Source organism: Amycolatopsis sp. NPDC006131, assembly GCF_040614175.1.
Lineage (GTDB): Bacteria > Actinomycetota > Actinomycetes > Mycobacteriales > Pseudonocardiaceae > Amycolatopsis_E > Amycolatopsis_E tucumanensis.
Genome location: NZ_JBEXTX010000002.1, coordinates 40,308 through 57,463 on the forward strand (window position 1 = coordinate 40,308; position 17,156 = coordinate 57,463).

Below are 17,156 nucleotides of genomic sequence, written 5' to 3' on the forward strand. Positions count from 1 at the left end.
CGGTTCTCCGACGCCCTTCGCGCGGATTTTCAGCCGCGCGGGTCCGGCAACCGCCGCGCGGCGACCGCGGCGACGGCCATCACGGTCGCCTGCAGGCCGGTGACCAGCAGCAACGCGTCCTGCGCGCCCCACGTCCCGGCCAGCGCGACGTAGAGCGTGCCCATGGTCGCGACGCCCAGCGCGAGCGCGCTCTGCTGGGTCGTGGTGAGCATCCCGCTGCCGGCGCCCGCGCTGTCCGCCGGGACCCGCGACAGGACGACCCGGAAGAGCGTCGGCCCGGCCAGTCCCTGCCCGGCGCCGGTCACCAGCATGCCGGGGACGAGGGCGAGGACGGTGACGTCCGGCCAGGCCAGCAGCACGGTGCCGATCAGGGTGAGCAGCCCGAGCACCTGCACGGCCGTGCCGAGCACGATGACGTGCCGCCCGAGCCGGGCCACGAACCGGCTGCTGAGCAGCGAGAACACCAGGAACGCGACGGCCATCGGGGTGAGCGCGAGACCCGACGCGAGCGGGCCGAGGTGCAGGCCGTCCTGCAGCACGAGCGCGTAGACGAACAGGAACCCGCCGAACCCGGCGAAGAACGGCACGCCGACCGCGAGCCCGCGGCGCATGCTCGGCATCCGCGCCAGCGACGGCGGCAGCAGCGGCGTCGCGCCCCGCGCTTCGAGCCGGCGTTCCACGGTGACGAACGCGGCCGCGCCGAACGGGACCGCGACGAGCAGCGCCCAGCACCACGCCGGCCAGCCGAGCGCCTGGCCCTCCAGCAGCGGCACGAGCAGCGCAAGCAGGGTCAGGCCGAGCAGGGCGGTGCCCCGCAGGTCCACGCCCAGCGGGTGGTTCGCCCTGGTGTCCGGCAGCAGACGGCGCGCCAGCACCAGGCCGAGCAGCCCGATCGGCACGTTGACCAGGAAGATCGGCCGCCAGCCGCCGCCGGCGAGGTCGACCGACACCAGGACCCCGCCGAGCAGCTGGCCGACGACCATCGAGATGCCGCCGGTGGCGCCGTAGTAGCCGATGGTGCGGGAGCGTCGCTCGCCGGAGGTCGTGGCCTGGATGATCGAGAGCACCTGCGGCACCACCAGCGCGGCCGCCGCGCCCTGGGCGACACGGGCCGCGACCAGCACGCCCGCGTTCGGGGCGAGCCCGCAGACCAGCGAGGTCAGGGTGAACGCGGCCAGGCCGAGGGAGAACACGCGGCGGTGGCCGAACGCGTCGCCCAGCCGCCCGCCGACGACCAGCAGGAGCGCGAACGCGAGGCCGTAACCGGCGACGATCCACTCCAGCGTGGCGGCGGTCGTGTGCAGGTCGGCATTGATCGTGGGCAGTGCGACGTTGACGATGTACAGGTCGATGGGCGCCAGCGCCGCCCCCAGGAGCACGGTGGCGAGCCCACCGCGGGTGAGTGCCTGCCGGGTCTCGGCCGGCGCCAGGGTTGTCGTCATGGTTCCACCGTGGGCTCTCGCGGAGCCTGGTACCAGATAGCGTTGATCCAGGTATCAGGACTACCTGGTAACAGGATCGGTGGCGTGTCAGGCTGGCAGCATGACCACCGCCGTGCGCATGTCCGCCGACGAGATCCGCCGCGCCGAGCTGGCCGCGTTCCTGCGCAGCCGACGGGAACGGATCTCGCCCGAGCAGGTCGGCCTGCCCGCGGGCGGCCGCCGCCGCACGCCTGGGCTGCGGCGCGAGGAGGTCGCGCAGCTCGCCGGGGTGGGGGTCACCTGGTACACGTGGCTGGAGCAGGGCCGCGACATCCACGCGTCCGAGCAGGTGCTCACCGCGGTCGCGCGGACCCTGCAGCTCGACCAGCACGAGCGCAGCCACCTGTTCACGCTCGCCGGCGCGCCCGAGCCGCCGATGGAGAAGGACTGCAAGGTCGTCACGCCGCAGATCCGGGCGATCCTCGACCAGCTGGAGCCCTTCCCCGCGGCGGTGCAGAACGCGCGCACCGACATCCTCGCCTACAACCGCACCTACGACTGGCTGATGGACGTCGGGAGCGTGCCGGTCGAGGAGCGCAACTCGATGCTGCTGGCCTTCACGAACCCGCGGTGGCGGGCGAGGCTGCGGGACTGGGAGGACGGCCTGCCGCGCTCGGTGGCGCAGTTCCGCGCGTCGATGGCCGAGCACGTCGCAGAGCCGGGCTGGAAGGCGCTGGTCAAACGCCTGCGACGGGAGTCCCCGGAGTTCGAGGCGATCTGGAACCAGCACGACGTCCAGCCGATGCGGAACCTGACGAAGTGCTTCGTGCACCCCGAGGCGGGTTTGTTGAGCTTCGACTACACGCACCTGTGGTTCGGCCGCCGCTCCGAGGTCCGCCTGACGACCTACACCCCCGCCGACAGCGAGACGGCCGCGAAACTCGTCGCCCGCTGATCTTGCGGAACCGGCCCAGGGGCTGGTTGCGTCGTACCCCGGGCAGATTGGGGGACGGATGACCGAGGGCAACCCGCTGGTCGCGGCGCCGGTGTCGACGACGACCGGGGTGACGGGGATCGGGATCCTGGAGTCGGCGCAGGACCTGTCCAACGGGATCAAGGACGGGTCGTGGGTCGAGGGCGGGCTGGGGGCGCTGGGCACCGGTCTCGAAGTCCTGTCCATGGTGATCGATCCGCTGGGCACGTTGGCGCAGTACGGGGTGGCGTGGCTGATCGAGCATGTGCGGCCGTTGAAGGAGGCGCTGGATTGGCTGGCGGGGGATCCGCCGGTGATCCAGTCGTTTTCCGACACGTGGGCGAACGTGGCCAGGGAGGTCGGCGCGGTCGCGGGTGATTTGAAGAATGAGGTCGACGGTGGCACGGCGGGGTGGACCGGTCAGGGGGCGGACACCTATCGGGAGAACGGGGCGGCGCAGGCGGAGGCGCTGGCGGGGGCGGCGTCACTGGCGGAGGGGATTTCCTCCGGTGTGATGATCATGGGCACGGTGGTGGGGTTCGTGCGCGAGATGGTGCGCGACATCGTGGCCGAGCTGGTTGGGAAGCTGATCACGTGGGCGCTGGAGGCGGCGTGCACGTTGGGTTTCGCGACGCCGTTGATCGCCGCGCAGGCCACGGCGGCGATCTCGTCGGCGGTGACGCGGATCGCGGATTTCATCCGGAAGCTGGTCAAGACCATCGGGAACGTGTCGCCGCGGATCAGCCGGGTGATCGGCAAGCTGGACGAGATCATTCAGCAGTTGAGCAAGCTGGGCCGCAAGCTGGGCGGTGAGGGCACCACCCCGTCGGCCGCGCACGGCGGCGGCGGGAAGGTCGACACGCCGGACCTGAACAGCCCGGACACCCCCAACAGCCCCGACACCCCCGACGGCGTGGACGGCACCCCGGGCACGCCAGGCGCCAGCCGCCCCGGCGACGGGAGCCCGCTCCGGCGGGACGCCGAAGATCCCGACCTCCGTTCCCAGGAACCGGTCGGGCGGTGCGGCCGCCGCGAGCCGATCGACATGGCGACCGGCGAGATGTACCTGGTGCAGAAGGACGTCCAGCTCCCCGGCCTGCTCCCGCTGGTGCTGCAGCGCGTCCACGTGTCGTCCTACCGCTCCGGCCGCCTCTTCGGCCCGTCCTGGGCGTCCACATTGGACCAGCGATTGGAGCTGGACGAGCGCGGTGTGTGCTACGCCGGTCCCGACGGGGTGATCCTCGTGTATCCGCACCCGCCCGCGGAGGGCGAGGTCTTCGCGGAGGCCGGCGCCCGATGGCCGTTGGCGCGGGCGGCCGATGGCGGGTACACCATCCGCCAGCCGCAGAGCGGCCGCGTGCTGCGGTTCGCGCCCGCTCGGGGCGGTACCGCGGAACTCACCGCGATCGAGGAACGCACCGACCGGATCGACTTCGACCGTGACCCCTCCGGGATGCCCGTCGCGGTCCGGCACTCCGGTGGGTATCGGGTCGACGTCCGGACCTCCGATGGGCGCGTCACGGAACTCAGCCTGCACGATCCGCCGTCCGGCGGGATTTCCCTGGTGCGGTACGGCTACGACGGTGGCAACCTCGTAGAGGTCGTCAACTCGTCCGGCCGTCCGCTGCGCTTCGCCTACGACCAGGCCGGCCGGATCACCCGCTGGGACGACCGCAACGGCGAGTGGTACGCCTACACCTACGACCACCGCGGTCGCTGCGTCCGCACGGAGGGCTCGGGCGACGCGCTCGCCGGCACACTCGAGTACGACCTCGAGAACCGGGTGACGACCGAGACCAACTCGCTGGGCCACGTCCGGCGGTACCACTTCAACGAGTTCAACCAGCTGGTGCGGGAGATCGACCCGCTGGGCCACGAGACGCGGTTCGACTGGGACCGTTACCACCGGCTGCTCGCGCACACCGACCAGCTGGGCCGCACCACCCGCTACCGGTACGACGACCGGGGCAGCCTCACCGAGGTGACGCGCCCGGACGGTACGCGGGCGCTGGTCGAGTACAACGCACAGGGCCTGCCCGCGACCGCGGTCGACCCCGACGGGTCGGTGTGGCGGTACGAGTACGACGATGCGGGCAACCGCACGCTCGTCGTGGATCCGACGGGCGCGGTGACCCGGTACGGCTACAACGAGTCGGGGCACCTTGCGACGATCACCGACCACTTCGGCAACGTGGTCCGCCGTGAGACCGACTCCGCAGGCCTGCTCACGGCCCTGACGGACCCCGACGGCGGCGTCACGCGTTACCGGCGGGACCAGTTCGGCCGGGTGATCCTCGTCCAGGACCCGGTCGGCGGCGAGACGCACCTCCGCTGGACGGTCGAGGGCAAGCTGTTGTCCCGCACCTTGCCGGACGGCACTACCGAGCACTGGAGGTACGACGGCGAGGGCAACGAGGTCGAGCGGGTCGACGCGAACGGCAACGTGACACGCGTCGAGATGACGCACTTCGACTTCTTCGCCTCGCAGACGGGCCCGGACGGTGCCCGGTTCGACTTCGTCTACGACAGTGAGATGAAGCTCCGCGCGGTTCGCGACCCGCTCGGCGACGAATGGCGGTACGAGTACGACGCGGCCGGCCGCCTGATCGCCGAGACGGACTTCACCGGTCGCGCCGTCTCCTACGAGCGCGACGCGGCGGGGCAGCTGGTGTCCCGGACCAACGGTGCGGGCGAGACCACGGTCTTCGTGCGCGACGCCCTCGGCAACGTCGTCGAGCGCAGGTCCCGTGACGGTGTCGCGACGTTCGAATACGACCCGGCGGGGCGGCTTGTCCGCGCTCGCAACGCGGATGCCGACGTTCGTTTCGAACGGGACGCGGCGGGCCGGGTGCTCGCCGAGACGATCAACGGCCGTTCCACCGTTTTCGCCTACGACGCTCTGGGCCGCCGGACGTACCGTCGCACACCCTCGGGCACGGAGAGTTTCTGGGACTACGGCTCGGGCCACCGGCCCGCTTCACTGCGTACCGGCGGGCGGACGTTCACCTTCGGGTTCGATGCCGCGGGCCGGGAGATCGAGCGGTTGCTCGACAGTGGAACGGCGCTGGCGCAGACGTGGACGCCCACGCACCGGCTGGGTTCGCAGACCGTGGCCGGCGTCGCCGACCGGGCGAACGGAACCATGCGGCACCTCTACGAACGCCGCTACCACTACCGGCCCGATGGTGTCGTGAACGCGATCGAGGACGACATCGCCGGAGTCCGGCGCTATGAGCTCGACGCGAACGGCCGGGTGGAACAGGTCGGCAGTCCGGACGGCTACGAGCGGTACTCCTACGATCCGGCGGGCAACATCCGGACCGCGGAGTGGCCGGACACCGACACGGACGGCCAGGGACGGCGCGACTACCAGGGCGCGCTCGTGGTTTCGGCGGGTCGCGTGCGGTACGGCTACGACCGTCAGGGCCGGATCACGTTGCGGCAGAAGAAGCGGCTGTCGGCGAAACCCGACACGTGGCACTACACCTGGAACTCCGAGGACCGGCTGACCTCGGTGGTCACGCCGGACGGCACGCGGTGGCGCTACCTCTACGACGCGCTCGGGCGCCGCATCGCGAAGCTGCGCCTCGCCGCGGACGGGGTCACGGTCGCGGAACGCACGGACTTCTTCTGGGACGGGTCCGTGCTCGTCGAGCAGATCAGCAGTGATGCCACCGCGATCTCCTGGGAGCACGAGCCGAGCGGACGGCGTCCCCTGGCTCAGGTCGAGCGCGTGTTCCGCGGGGACGGTTCGCAGCAGTGGTTCGACCGCGCCTTCTACGCGATCGTCACCGACCTGGCCGGAACGCCGACCGAACTCGTCGACGGGTCCGGCGCCGTCGTGTGGCAGGGGCGCCGGACGCTGTGGGGCAAGGCACTGGCGCGCCTGGAGAACCGGGCCGGGACACCGCTGAGGTTCGCCGGTCAGTACTTCGACCCCGAAACCGGTCTGCACTACAACTTCCAGCGTTACTACGACCCGGAGTCGGGGCGCTTCGCGAGCAACGATCCACTCGGGCTCGAGGGCGGGTTCAACCCGCAGGCCTACGTCGCCAACCCGGTCAGCTGGATCGACCCGCTGGGGCTCACGGCCGCGGACGGATGCGGCCCGGACACGCCCGACGGCGAAGACGAGTACGTGCCGCTCTACAAGGCGCCGCAGCGCGGCCTCGGGCAGCAGCAGTACGAGCACGGCTACCGCGCGGACGATTACGGGGGGACGGGACCGTGGGAGGCGGGAGCGTTCTTCGCGCGTGATCGCGAGCTCGCGGACACCTACGCGGGCCACTACGGTGAGGGGGTCATCGAGATCCAGGTCCCGGCTTCGGAGTACGCGGATCGGTTCGCCCGGTTCGAACAGCCGTACCAGGGCGGGCCGCTGACCGAAGTCGAGATTCCCGCGTCTCGTGTGGAAGAACTCAACCAGTACCCGAGAAAGTGGCATCGATGATGAACGACGCGGAATGGGCGGCCGCGAAGGAACGCTTCCCGATCGGCTCGGTGGTGGAGGCCGTGGTCGCGGAGCACCTGCCGTTCGGCATGATCGTGACCCTGCCCGGGGAGGTGCCCGCGTTGATCGACGCCATCAGCTACCGGCCCGGCGGCGAAGACGTGTTCGACCATTCGAAGTGGCCTGCGGTCGGCGAACCGGTCCACGGCACGATCGCCGACCACCGGGACCGCAACCGGCAGATCCAGGTCCGGGTGGGGCCGCCCGTGTGGGAGAAGACCGGGAGTGACCGTTCCTGACGAGCTGCGGCGCCTGCCACCCGAGGAGCAGCGCGCCCGCTTGCGCGCGACCGACGGCGGCGGCAACTGGCTCGGTCTCATCCAGACCGCGACCCTCTACGCCACCACCCCCGGCGAAAGCCGGGAATCGTGGGCTCGTCTCGCGGTGGCGGCGCTCGAGGTCGCCCGGGAGACGGGCGCCCTCGCGGATCGGGAAGTCCGGCCGCGGGAAGCCAACCTCGCCCGCAACCTCGACGACCCGGTCGCCGCCGGGCTGCGGCCCGACGACGTGGCGGCCGCGTGCCTGGCCCTGGCCGGGATGACCCCGGCCGAGGCGGCGGCGGTGGAGTGGTCCCTGCGCGCCGAGGACGTCGGCAAGATGCGCACGCTGCGCCGGGTCCGCAACGTCGTCGTGCCCGCGGTCGAGCTGAGCGACCGGGTGGCGAGCGAGGAGCTGCGCCGGGAGCTGGAGGAGTGGCGCGCGGTGCTGCCGCGCCTGCCCTGACCTCGCGCGTACCGCCCGAGTCGTAATCCAAGAGCCGCTCTTCGACGGACGCGCGGGGCGGCCGTCTGCCGTAGCTTCGGGGGCGTGCGTGACCCCCGCCGGTGGCCGGCTCTCGTGGACGTGGTGCTCACCCTCGTCCCGCTGGGGTTCGTCCTCGTGACGACCACCGTGGCGGGCCGGGCGCAGCAGCATCCGCTCGACCTGTCCGGCTACCTGTGGCTCACCGCGGCCGCGTTGCCGTTGTTCGCAGTGCGGCGGGTGCCGTTGCCGGTCTTCGTCGGCACCGCCGCGCTGACCTGGGCCTACTACAGCACGGACCACCCGGGTGGCCCGGCGGTCGTGGTGCCGACCATCGCGCTGTTCGTGCTCACCCGCGCCCGCGGGCCGCTCGTCGCGGGCATCGCCGGGACGGCCGTCATCCTGGCCGGGCTGGTCGTCTACTTCGCCCGCGGCGGTGAACTCGTGCTCGACGCCCGCGCCGGGTTGTTCGTCGTCTGGCTGGTCGCCGTCCTCGGCATCGGCACCGCCGTCCGCAACCGCGTCGCGGCCAGGCTCGCCGCCGAGCAGGAGGCCGCCGAACGGCAGTCCCGGCTCGCCGAGCAGGAGCGGCTCCGCATCGCTCGCGAGGTGCACGACGTCGTCGCCCACAGCCTGGCCATGATCAACGTCCAGGCCGGCGTCGCGGTGCACGTCGCCGACCGGCGGCCGGACCAGGCCGTCGCCGCGTTGCAGGCGATCAAGGAGGCCAGCGCGACCGCGCTCGCCGACCTGCGCGCCACCGTCGCCGTGCTGCGCTCCGGCCAGGGCCTCGGGCCCGCGCCCAGCCTGAAACAGCTTGGCGAACTGCTCGACCACACCCGCGCGACCGGCCTGACCGTCCGCGTCCACGGCTCGCCCGGCGAGCTGCCCGCCCCGGTCGACGGCGCGGCCTACCGCATCCTGCAGGAGTCGCTCACCAACGTCGTCCGGCACGCCAACCAGCCCCGCACCGTCGACATCCGCTTCGCCCGCCGCGACGGACAGTTCCGGCTCGTGGTGCGGGACGACGGCCGCGGTGCGGAAACCCCCACCGTCGGCAACGGCCTGCGGGGCATGCAGGAACGCGCCGCCGCGCTCGGCGGCAAAGCCGAGGCCCACGTGGTCGACGGCGGTTTCGAGGTCCGCGCGGAACTACCCCTGGAGGAGACATGATCCGGGTCGTGCTCGCCGACGACCAGGCGCTGGTGCGCGCCGGGTTCCGCGTGCTGCTGGAGACCGAGGACGGGTTCGAGGTCTGCGGCGAGGCCGCGGACGGCGCGCAAGCGCTTGCCTTGGCGCGGGAACACCGGCCGGACGTGGTCGTCATGGACATCCGCATGCCCGGCGTCGACGGCCTCACCGCCACCCGCGAGATCACCGGCGACCCGGACCTGGCCGAGGTGAAGGTCCTGGTCCTGACCACCTTCGACGTCGACGAGTACGTGTTCCAGGCCCTGCGTTCCGGCGCCAGCGGGTTCCTGCTGAAGGACACCGACCCGGTCGAGCTGCTCCGCGCGCTGCGCGTGGTCGCCTCCGGCGAGGCCCTGCTCGCGCCGACCGTCACCCGGCGGCTGATCAGCGAGTTCGTCGGCCGCCCGGAGAACCGGCGCATCGACACGGCCGCGGTGCAGCGGATCACCGACCGCGAACGCGAGGTGCTGGCACTGGTCGCGGGCGGTCTGTCCAACGACGAGATCGCCGCCCAGCTGGTGATCTCCACGGCCACCGCGCGCACGCACGTCAGCCGCATCATGACGAAACTCGGCGCGCGGGACCGCGCCCAGCTCGTCGTGCTCGCCTACGAGTCCGGCTTGGTCACGCCGCGCGGCTCACGGTGACGCAGCACGGCCACCAGCCGCACCAGGAACACCACGGCGATCAGGCCGACGAGGCCGATCTGGATCCACATCCGCGCCTCCTTCCCGTGCCCGATGCTCTGCTCGGTAGGCGCGCGGGAGTGGGAGGAGGTTGCGTGACACGCCGAAGTCACCCGTTGGGGGTGACCGGTTCACCTGCGAGGATGCGCGTCAGCGACCAGACGCGGTGCGGATCGAGGTCCACCGGGCGGGGCGCCGGATCGGGCCGCAACCGGCTCAGCAGGACCTGCTGGACCAGCGCGGTCGGCACACCGCGGGTGGCCAGCCGCCGCCAGAAGACGTGGTCCTCCAGGCCGTCGGCCAGCGGGTCCTCGGTCCAGCCGCCGAACGACTCGGCCAGTTCGCGGCGCACCAGGTACCCGCTGCCGAGGTAGGGCAGCTCCGCCAGCCGCCGCTCCTCCGGGGGCAGCGCGGCGACCAGTCCTTCGACCGGGTCGGCGACCGGGCAGTGCACCACGTCGACGTCGGCGGACGCGGCGACCAGCCGTTCCAGCAGCCGGCGCGAGGCCCGCAGCCCGCCGTCGAGCACCAGCAGCCACGGCGCGGCCGAGCGCTCCAGCAGCCGGTTGCGCGTGTACCCGCGGCCCAGCGGCAGCTCGTGCCGCAGCAGGTCGGCGGGCCGGGGGCGGGGCCGCGGCGCGACACCGTCCTCGCCGACGAGGACGCGGCGCGGCAGCACGGTGCCGGCGAGCAGGTCGCGGACCAGCGGGTCCGGATCCGGCTCGCCGGGGCGGCGGACCAACAGCACGTCCACCTCGGCCCGGTCGGCGTCCGGGAACACCGTCGGCACCGCCGAGGGCAGCCACTCCACGCCGGACGTGCGGCGCGCGTCGACGGTCTGCTGGCCCATGCGGGTGGCCAGCGGCGGGTTCTCGGCCGGCGCCCCCAGCGACCGGGTGCCGGCGAACCGCACGTCCCAGGAGGGGGTGTCGATAGCCAGCGGCCGCGGCTCCTCGACGGCTGTGGTCTCGGCGAGCGGGGCGCTCGCGGGCACCCCGGGCGAGGCGGTCAGCACCCGTTCCGCCAGTTCGACGAGCGTCTTCGCGGACGCCAGCGGGTCCAGCGCGGTGCGCACGAACTCGTACCCCGCCAGCCGCAGGTCGCGTTCCCGCTGCGGGTCCGCGGCCAGCGCCGCGGCCGCCGCGCCGAGCGACTCCGGCCGCGTCACGACCAGGTGCGTGCCGGACACCAGCGGCGCGAGGTCAGTGGACGGCTCGGTCAGCACCACGCAGCCGTTGCACAGCGCTTCCAGCACCCGCACCCACTCCAGCGCCCGCGACCGCTCGCGGTGCACGTTGAGCAGGAACCGCGAGTTCGCCAGGTGCGCGAACTTCGCCTCGCCGGGCAGGAAGTCGACCCGCCGCGGGCCCATCGGCTCGTGCGGCGGGGTGAGCAGCCGGACCCGCAGGTCGGCGAGGTCGCCGGCGTAGGACGCGAGCAGCTTGGACCGGCGCCGTTCCGCGGTGCCGAGGTAGGTCACGTCGATCTCGCGGGCGCTGTCCGGGTCGCCACCCCACGCGTCCCAGAGCGGCGAGTACCCCAGCTGGAAGTGTTCGACCGGGATGCCGCGGCGGCGCAGTTCGGCGGTCGAGTCGTGGTTGATGTCCACCGCGCCTGCCAGCCCCGGCAGCAGGGCCGCGCTGCGCTCGAAGGTCGCCGTGCCCGGGTGCTCGACGCAGAAGGCGATGGTGCGGCGCCGCTGCTCCTCCGTCGGCTGGTCGGCCTCCGGGGTCACCACGAAGTACTCGTGCGGCACCACGACGTAGACCGTGTCGGCGTCCGCGTCCGGGTAGCGGCCGGTCGCCGTGGTCGCGTGGAACCCGGCCCGCCGCACCGAATCGGCGACCACCTCCAGCAGCTCCGCCATGAACCCGGAGCCGCCGGTCGCGGACACGAAGCAGAGCCGCGCGGTCATGAAGTCCGCCGCCGCACGGCCCGCAGCGGCGCGGTGACCCGCCAGCTCACCGTCGCCCGCGTCGCGTCCAGTTCCCGCGCCAGCTCGGCGGCCCGCTGCTCGGCGGCGAGCGTGCCGCTCTCGGTGAGCGGCACCTCGGCGGGCGCCGCGCCGGACAGCTGCAGCTCGGCGTCCAGCAGCCGCAGCCGCAGCCGGTCGCGTTCGCCGCGGGTCTCGGCCAGCTCGGCGCGCAGCGAATCGCGTTCGGCGCGGGCGACCAGCACATCCCGCGCCAACGCGTCGGCCTGCTCGGCGCGTTCGGCGACGCCGGCCAGCTTCTCCACCTGCTTCACCAGCTGGTCGCGGTGCTTGGTCAGCTCGCGGATCTGCAGTTCCGACTCGCGCAGCTCGGTGCGCAACCGCTCGCGCTCCTCGGTGAACGCGACCCGCTCGGCCCGCAACCGGGTCAGCTCGGCGCGCACAGCACCCGGCAGCTCGTCGGTCATCCCCGCTCCTTCACCAGCTCGGTGAGCACGTCGTTGTACTCGGCGGCGTAACCCGCCGGGTCCAGCCAGCCGTGCAGCTTTTCGTAGGCGTTCGCGGCGATCGCGCGCCGCCGGTCCGCCGGGGTGTCCAGGGCACGCAGCAACGCGACGGTGAGCGCGTCCGCGTCGTTGGGCTCGAACAGCCAGCCGCTGTGCCCGTCGGCGATCATCTCCCGCGCGCCGAACACGTCGCTGGCCACGACCGGCAGGCCGCAGCACACGGCCTCCAGGATCGAGCGCGGCAGCGACTCCACGTCGGAGCTGTTCACGAACAGGTCCGCCGCCTCGAACCACGGCGCCGGGTCGCGCTGGATCGGCACCAGGTCGACCCAGTCCCGCAGCCCGGTCCGCTCGGTGAACTCGGCCAGCGCCAGCCCGTACGGCGACGGGTGGTGGCCGACGATGCTCAGCCGGATCCCCGGGTGCGCCCGCCGGACCCGGTCCATCGCGCTGATCAGCAGGCCCTGTCCCTTGCGCGGCTCCAGCACGCCGACGTTGAGCAGCAGCGTGGTGTCCTCGGGTATGCCGAGTTTCCGCCGCGCCGCTCGACGGTCGCGCTCGGACACCTGGCCGCCGTAGGCGACCATCGGCGTGCCGTAGCGGATCGTGCGGCAGCGCGCCGGGGACGAGAACGGCAGGAACATCTCGCGCGTGGCGTCGGCGACGAACAGCAGCCGGTCGGCCTCGCCCAGCGTGCTCACCCAGCGCTCGCGCACCGGCGGCAGCAGGCCGGCCGGACCCCAGTTCTGGTACGAGAAGTCGTTGAGGTCGAAGCTCTCGTGCAGCACCCACGCGGTCGGCAGCCCGGCCCGGATCGCCGCGTCCGCGCCGGGGAACGCGCCGAGCGTGTTGACCAGCGCGACCGAGGCGTCGGTGCCACGCGCGAACTGGGCGAGCTCGGCGATGTGCCCTTCGTAGGATGCGACGTCGTGCACCCGGTACGGCGAGGTGAGGTGCACGTCGATGCCGTGCGCTTCGCAGTCCGCGCGCAGTTCGCCGTCGAGCTGGGTGACGACCGTGATGCGCCAGCCGTGCCGGGTCGCGAGCCGGTCCAGCAGCTCCTGCAACCACAACTGCCCGCCGCCGACCGCGAGGCTGTGCGTGAACACCAGCACGTGCCGCGGATCCGTGCCGCCACGCGGCCGCGCCAGCGCCTTCCGCGTGCGGTCGGCGAGCCGGGCGGCCAGCGCGTCCTCGGCGGCGGGGTTGGACAGCACCACCTCGCGCGCCTCTGAGGTCCACTCGCCGGCCAGCTCGCCGCGGACGCGGACCCGCACCGACAACGCGCGGTCCTCCCCGGCGGGCAGGTCGACCGGCACCCGCGCCTCGAACCCGCTGACCCCGGCGTCCGGGAAGTCCGGCAGGTGGTCGGCCACGTCCGGCCGCGGCAGGCGCGTGCGGGCGCGGACCGGTTCACCGCCGTCCACCAGGACCTCGACCAGCGACGGCGCCCGCGAGTCGAGCAGCACCCAGCCACGCACGAACACGACATCGCCCTGCGGGTTGTCGCCGTGCTTCGGGGTGTCGATCTCGTACAGCCGCAGCGGTTCCTCGTCGCCGAAGCGACCGACCTCGACCACGGCGCCGGTGAGCGCGTCGCCGTTCGCGGCGCGGACGACGACCTCGTGCCTGCCGGTCGGCACCGGGTCTTTCGTGCGGATCAGCAGACCGGTCGTGCCCGGCGGTTCGGTGCCCGTGTCGTGGCGCCGCACCTCCGCCTCGGACCCTCCGATGTGGACGGTCACGGTCTCGCCCGCGGTGACCCACCCGCGCAGCTCGAACAGGTGCCCCACCGGCCGTCCCGGCCGCACCAACCCGGCCGTTGCGTTCATCGTCCCGCCTTCAACGTCTCTTCGGCGTCCTTGACCAGGATCAGCACGTCCTGGTGGCCGTCCCAGCCCGCCTCGACGTACCCGGCAAGGCGCAGCCGCGGGGTGAGGACGTGCCCGGTCACCCATTCCGGCGTGCTCAGCGAGATGCCGTACCCGGGCTGGCCGGGGTAGTCGGCGTAGCCGAACCCGTGGTCACGGTAGTCCGCCAGCACCCGGGCGTGGTCCGCGGCCGTCAGGCCGTATTCGCCGCCGTTGGCCATCCGCCACGCGACACGGCGGCCGTGCGTGGTGACCACCGCGACCCCGCCCGGCGCGAGCGCGCGCTCGAAGTAGCCCAGCAGCGCGTCCCACGCCGCGATGTCCAGGTGGGTCAGCACCGAGCCGGACCAGATCAGGTCGATGTCGCTGACCTGCGGGATCTCCTCGATGCGCACCGACGCGGGCAGCCCGATCGCGCCGAAGAACCGCACGCAGTGCTCGACGCCGTCGAGTTCGATGTCGGAGGCGACGAGTTCGGCGTCCGGGAACGCGGCCCGAAACGTGCGCAGCACCCGGCCGTAGCCGCAGCCGAAGTCGAGCACCCGCCGCGGCGCGGGACGGCCGGCGGCCTGCAGCCCGTGCAGGCACGCCCGCAGCGCCTGCCCGGCCACCGCGAAGTAGTGCTCGGTGTTGCCGCGGAACATCGAGTCGCCGGAGGCGATGATCCGGTCGACGCGGGCCATGGTGCGGGCGACCTGCGCGTCCAGTTCGGTCGGGGCCGGGGTGTGCCGCGTGGTCTCCTCGACGAGACGGCGGCGCCAGGCCAGTCGCATCGCGTCCCGCTCGTGGTCCAGACCGGGACCGGAGGTGACGCCGCAGCGCCGGATGGCCTGGAACTCCGCCTCCCGCTCGGCGGCCGCGTCGACGAACGCCGTCGGGCGGTCGAGCAGGACGCCGAGCCAGGCGGCCAGGTCCCGCACCGTCGTGCCGGGCGCGGCGCCCGCCCAGCCGTCGCGGGCGAGTTCGTCGGCGAGCAGCAGCAGGCCCCGGTCGATCACCTCGCCGGCGGTCGTCCCGGCGCGCTCCCACTCCAGGTCGATCGCCCGCGGCGGGTCGCTGACCAGCACGTTCGACGGGATCAGGTCCCACGACGGGTTCGCCCGCACCAGGTCCGCCCACGCGGTCAGCAGCTCCGCGGCCCGCCACGGCTGTTCCGTCAGCACCTCGGGCAGCGTCGGGGCGTCGACCACGACGTCCGTCCACTCGCGCACCGCGACCGGCCCCGGTTCCTGCGGCAGCAGGGGAGTGCGGCGGATCTCGTCGCCGACCACGTCCGCGCGGGTGCACCAGCGGGCCGCGCGGTCGGTGTTGAAGTAGGTGGCGAGCAGGTCGTCCGGCCACAGCCGGGCGGCGGGTTCGCCTGCCGAGGCGAGGAACAGCAGGCCGTCCACGGTGTCCAGGCCGAGACCGCCCTCGACCATCTCGGCCCATCGCTCGTCGCGGCCGGACAGCTCCACCGCCAGCCGTGGGTGCCGGTCGAGCAGTTCGGCGGTGATCACGGCGCGGGTGATCCGGTGACCGGGGAGGCAGCCGAGGACTTTGTGGACGGTCAGCCCGGCCTCGGCCAGCCGCTGCTCCCAGTGGCGGCGGGACTGCCCGCCCGGCCTGCCCACGCCGAGCCGGTTCGGCACCGCCAGGCACAGCACCCCGCCGGGCTTCAACCGGTCCGCGTGCTCGACATCGGACGCGACGACCAGGTCGTACCGCTCGCCGGGGACCTCGTCCAGCACGCGCACGCCGGGCAGATCGGCGGTGCGGGCCCGGACGGCCTGCGCGTGGTCGGGCTCGACGGCGTCGACCCGCACCACCCGCTCGCCGAGGTACCGCGTCACCGCGCCGTGGCCCGCGCCCACTTCGAGCACGTGCGCGTCCGGCGGCAACCGGAGCGCCCGCAACGCGTTGGCCCGGCCGTGGTCGAGCTGGTCCCGCTCGCCCGGCGCGAGCGCCGCGAAGTGCAGCTCGTCGGACAGCGCGGTGTGGTCGGCGGCGTTGCGGATGATCTCGGCGACCAGGTCGCTCACGATCAGCCCACCGGATAGGGCAGCAACATCGAGCGGACGGTCCGCTGGTAGGCGCCCGACAACGCGGCCTCGTCGGCCAGGTCGCCCTGCGTCACGTTGACGCGGATCAGGTTCTCGCCCGACACCCAGGTGGCCCGGTACACGATCGGCGAGGCGACGAGCTTGTGGAACACCACCTGCGGCGGGATGTTCGGCAGCTGGTCGCTGATCAGCACCAGGCCGTTGCGCACGTAGTACTGGCGCAGCTGGCCGGCGAGCGCGGTCGCGGTGGCCGAGCTGTCCAGCGGGATGACCGTCACCGAGATCTTCTCGTTGCCGGGACCGCTGGCGTCCGGCTGGCGCTGCGAACCGCGCCACGCGACCTCCTGCACCGAGCGGCTGCTCAGCAGCGTGGCCTCGCCCTCGTCCATGATGCCGAGGTCGACCAGCCGGTTGACCGGCAGCAGACCGCTCTGGCCGTCCGCGGTGCCCTCGGTCGGCGGGATCTTGTCCAGCAGCGCCTGGTTGGGCGAGTTGCTGGCGGCGCTCGAGGTGGGCGGTGCCTGCGTAGTCGTGGTGCCGGCCTGGGTGTCGTCACCGCCGGAGGTGGTCAGGAAGATCGTCAGGCCCGCGGCGACCAGCACCACGACGACCGCGACGGAGATCCAGACGGCCTTGCCCTTGCCCTTGGCCGGCTTGTCGTCGAAGGCCTCCGGACCCTGCGCGACCGGGCTGATCGGCGGGAAGTCGGAGCCGCCCCACGGCGGGCTCGCGTCGGACTCCGGCGCGTTCCACGGCTGCTGCACCGGCTGCGGGCCGGACTGGGGGAACCCGGCGGGCGGGGAGGCCGGGAAGCCCGCGGGCGGCGACTGCGGCGCGGGCGGGTTGGCGACGTACTGGGTGCGCTCCGGGTCCACCGGCGGCCTGGCCTGCCAGTTCGGCGAGACGGCCTGCGTCGGCTCCGCGGAGAAGTTCTGCGGCTGCTGCTGGGGCGGCTGCGGCGTGCCCTGCGGCGGGCTGATCGGCGCGATCACCTGCGTCGAATCCGCGGAGTTGTCCTGCTGCTGCGGCGCCGGCTGCTGTGGCTGGGACGCGCTGTCGCTGTAGGACACCGCGGACGAGAGCACCTGGTCCCGGCGGACGCGGTAGTCGTCCGCGGAGAGACGTCCCGAGGCAAGCTCTTCGTCCAGCTTGCGCAACTCCTCCTGCCAGGACACCCGGTAGCCCCCTAATCTGCTCTGGACGAGGCGGAACGCGTCCGCCGGATAGCGCTACGGTGACGACGCACATTGTGCACGCCTACCCTGCTCATCGCCGGTGAGGG

Annotated in this window: 12 protein-coding genes; 6 read left to right on the plus strand and 6 right to left on the minus strand. The window is 73.0% G+C overall.

Annotation, left to right across the window (positions count from 1 at the left end):
* Positions 1-29 precede the first annotated feature (29 nt).
* A complete protein-coding gene (locus ABZ215_RS01330) occupies positions 30-1,442 on the minus strand; it encodes an MFS transporter (protein ID WP_354946945.1) in 1,413 nt (470 codons plus the stop codon).
* 100 nt (positions 1,443-1,542) lie between these two features.
* Between ABZ215_RS01330 and ABZ215_RS01335 the strand changes: the two genes are divergently transcribed.
* From ABZ215_RS01335 to ABZ215_RS01360, 6 genes are all read left to right on the plus strand, one after another.
* Complete coding sequence (locus ABZ215_RS01335; protein ID WP_020416328.1) at positions 1,543-2,376, plus strand: helix-turn-helix transcriptional regulator; 834 nt, start codon at positions 1,543-1,545, stop codon at positions 2,374-2,376.
* Positions 2,377-2,434: 58 nt separating this feature from the next.
* Entirely contained in the window at positions 2,435-6,844 is a 4,410-nt protein-coding gene (locus ABZ215_RS01340) for an RHS repeat-associated core domain-containing protein (RefSeq protein WP_354946947.1), read from the plus strand.
* Positions 6,841-7,143, plus strand: a complete 303-nt coding sequence (locus ABZ215_RS01345) for a S1 RNA-binding domain protein (protein ID WP_020416329.1) — start codon at positions 6,841-6,843, stop codon at positions 7,141-7,143. The genes ABZ215_RS01340 and ABZ215_RS01345 overlap by 4 nt, the downstream gene beginning before the upstream one ends.
* Positions 7,130-7,627: a hypothetical protein gene (locus tag ABZ215_RS01350; RefSeq protein WP_354946949.1), complete on the plus strand. Its 498-nt coding sequence runs from the start codon at positions 7,130-7,132 to the stop codon at positions 7,625-7,627. Before ABZ215_RS01345 ends, ABZ215_RS01350 begins: the two co-directional genes overlap by 14 nt.
* Before the next feature lie 114 nt (positions 7,628-7,741).
* Positions 7,742-8,818, plus strand: a complete 1,077-nt coding sequence (locus tag ABZ215_RS01355; protein ID WP_354947176.1) for a sensor histidine kinase — start codon at positions 7,742-7,744, stop codon at positions 8,816-8,818.
* Entirely contained in the window at positions 8,815-9,483 is a 669-nt protein-coding gene (locus tag ABZ215_RS01360; protein ID WP_020416332.1) for a response regulator transcription factor, read from the plus strand. Before ABZ215_RS01355 ends, ABZ215_RS01360 begins: the two co-directional genes overlap by 4 nt.
* Positions 9,484-9,631: 148 nt before the next feature.
* Here the strand turns inward: ABZ215_RS01360 and ABZ215_RS01365 are convergent, their stop codons facing one another.
* From ABZ215_RS01365 to ABZ215_RS01385, 5 genes are read right to left on the minus strand one after another with little or no spacing between them, the layout of a single operon-like run.
* Entirely contained in the window at positions 9,632-11,437 is a 1,806-nt protein-coding gene (locus ABZ215_RS01365) for a glycosyltransferase (RefSeq protein WP_354946951.1), read from the minus strand.
* Positions 11,434-11,922, minus strand: coding sequence for a hypothetical protein (locus ABZ215_RS01370; protein WP_354946953.1), 489 nt, complete (start codon positions 11,920-11,922; stop codon positions 11,434-11,436). The genes ABZ215_RS01365 and ABZ215_RS01370 overlap by 4 nt, the downstream gene beginning before the upstream one ends.
* On the minus strand, positions 11,919-13,793 hold the full coding sequence (locus ABZ215_RS01375) for a glycosyltransferase family 4 protein (protein ID WP_354946955.1): 1,875 nt from the start codon (positions 13,791-13,793) through the stop codon (positions 11,919-11,921). The genes ABZ215_RS01370 and ABZ215_RS01375 overlap by 4 nt, the downstream gene beginning before the upstream one ends.
* Positions 13,790-15,853 carry a class I SAM-dependent methyltransferase gene (locus ABZ215_RS01380; protein WP_354946957.1) on the minus strand — a complete coding sequence of 688 codons (2,064 nt, stop codon included), beginning with the start codon at positions 15,851-15,853 and terminating at the stop codon, positions 13,790-13,792. The genes ABZ215_RS01375 and ABZ215_RS01380 overlap by 4 nt, the downstream gene beginning before the upstream one ends.
* A gap of 2 nt (positions 15,854-15,855) precedes the next feature.
* Positions 15,856-17,049 carry a hypothetical protein gene (locus ABZ215_RS01385; protein ID WP_039791162.1) on the minus strand — a complete coding sequence of 398 codons (1,194 nt, stop codon included), beginning with the start codon at positions 17,047-17,049 and terminating at the stop codon, positions 15,856-15,858.
* Positions 17,050-17,156 lie beyond the last annotated feature (107 nt).

What these genes read in the sequence shown, in the direction of transcription:
- ABZ215_RS01335 (WP_020416328.1), top strand. Translation starts at nt 1,543, where the DNA reads ATGACCACCGCCGTGCGCATGTCCGCCGACGAGATCCGCCGCGCCGAG.
- ABZ215_RS01375 (WP_354946955.1), bottom strand. Translation starts at nt 13,793, where the DNA reads ATGAACGCAACGGCCGGGTTGGTGCGGCCGGGACGGCCGGTGGGGCAC.
- ABZ215_RS01330 (WP_354946945.1), bottom strand. Translation starts at nt 1,442, where the DNA reads ATGACGACAACCCTGGCGCCGGCCGAGACCCGGCAGGCACTCACCCGC.
- ABZ215_RS01360 (WP_020416332.1), top strand. Translation starts at nt 8,815, where the DNA reads ATGATCCGGGTCGTGCTCGCCGACGACCAGGCGCTGGTGCGCGCCGGG.
- ABZ215_RS01365 (WP_354946951.1), bottom strand. Translation starts at nt 11,437, where the DNA reads ATGACCGCGCGGCTCTGCTTCGTGTCCGCGACCGGCGGCTCCGGGTTC.
- ABZ215_RS01345 (WP_020416329.1), top strand. Translation starts at nt 6,841, where the DNA reads ATGATGAACGACGCGGAATGGGCGGCCGCGAAGGAACGCTTCCCGATC.
- ABZ215_RS01340 (WP_354946947.1), top strand. Translation starts at nt 2,435, where the DNA reads ATGACCGAGGGCAACCCGCTGGTCGCGGCGCCGGTGTCGACGACGACC.
- ABZ215_RS01370 (WP_354946953.1), bottom strand. Translation starts at nt 11,922, where the DNA reads ATGACCGACGAGCTGCCGGGTGCTGTGCGCGCCGAGCTGACCCGGTTG.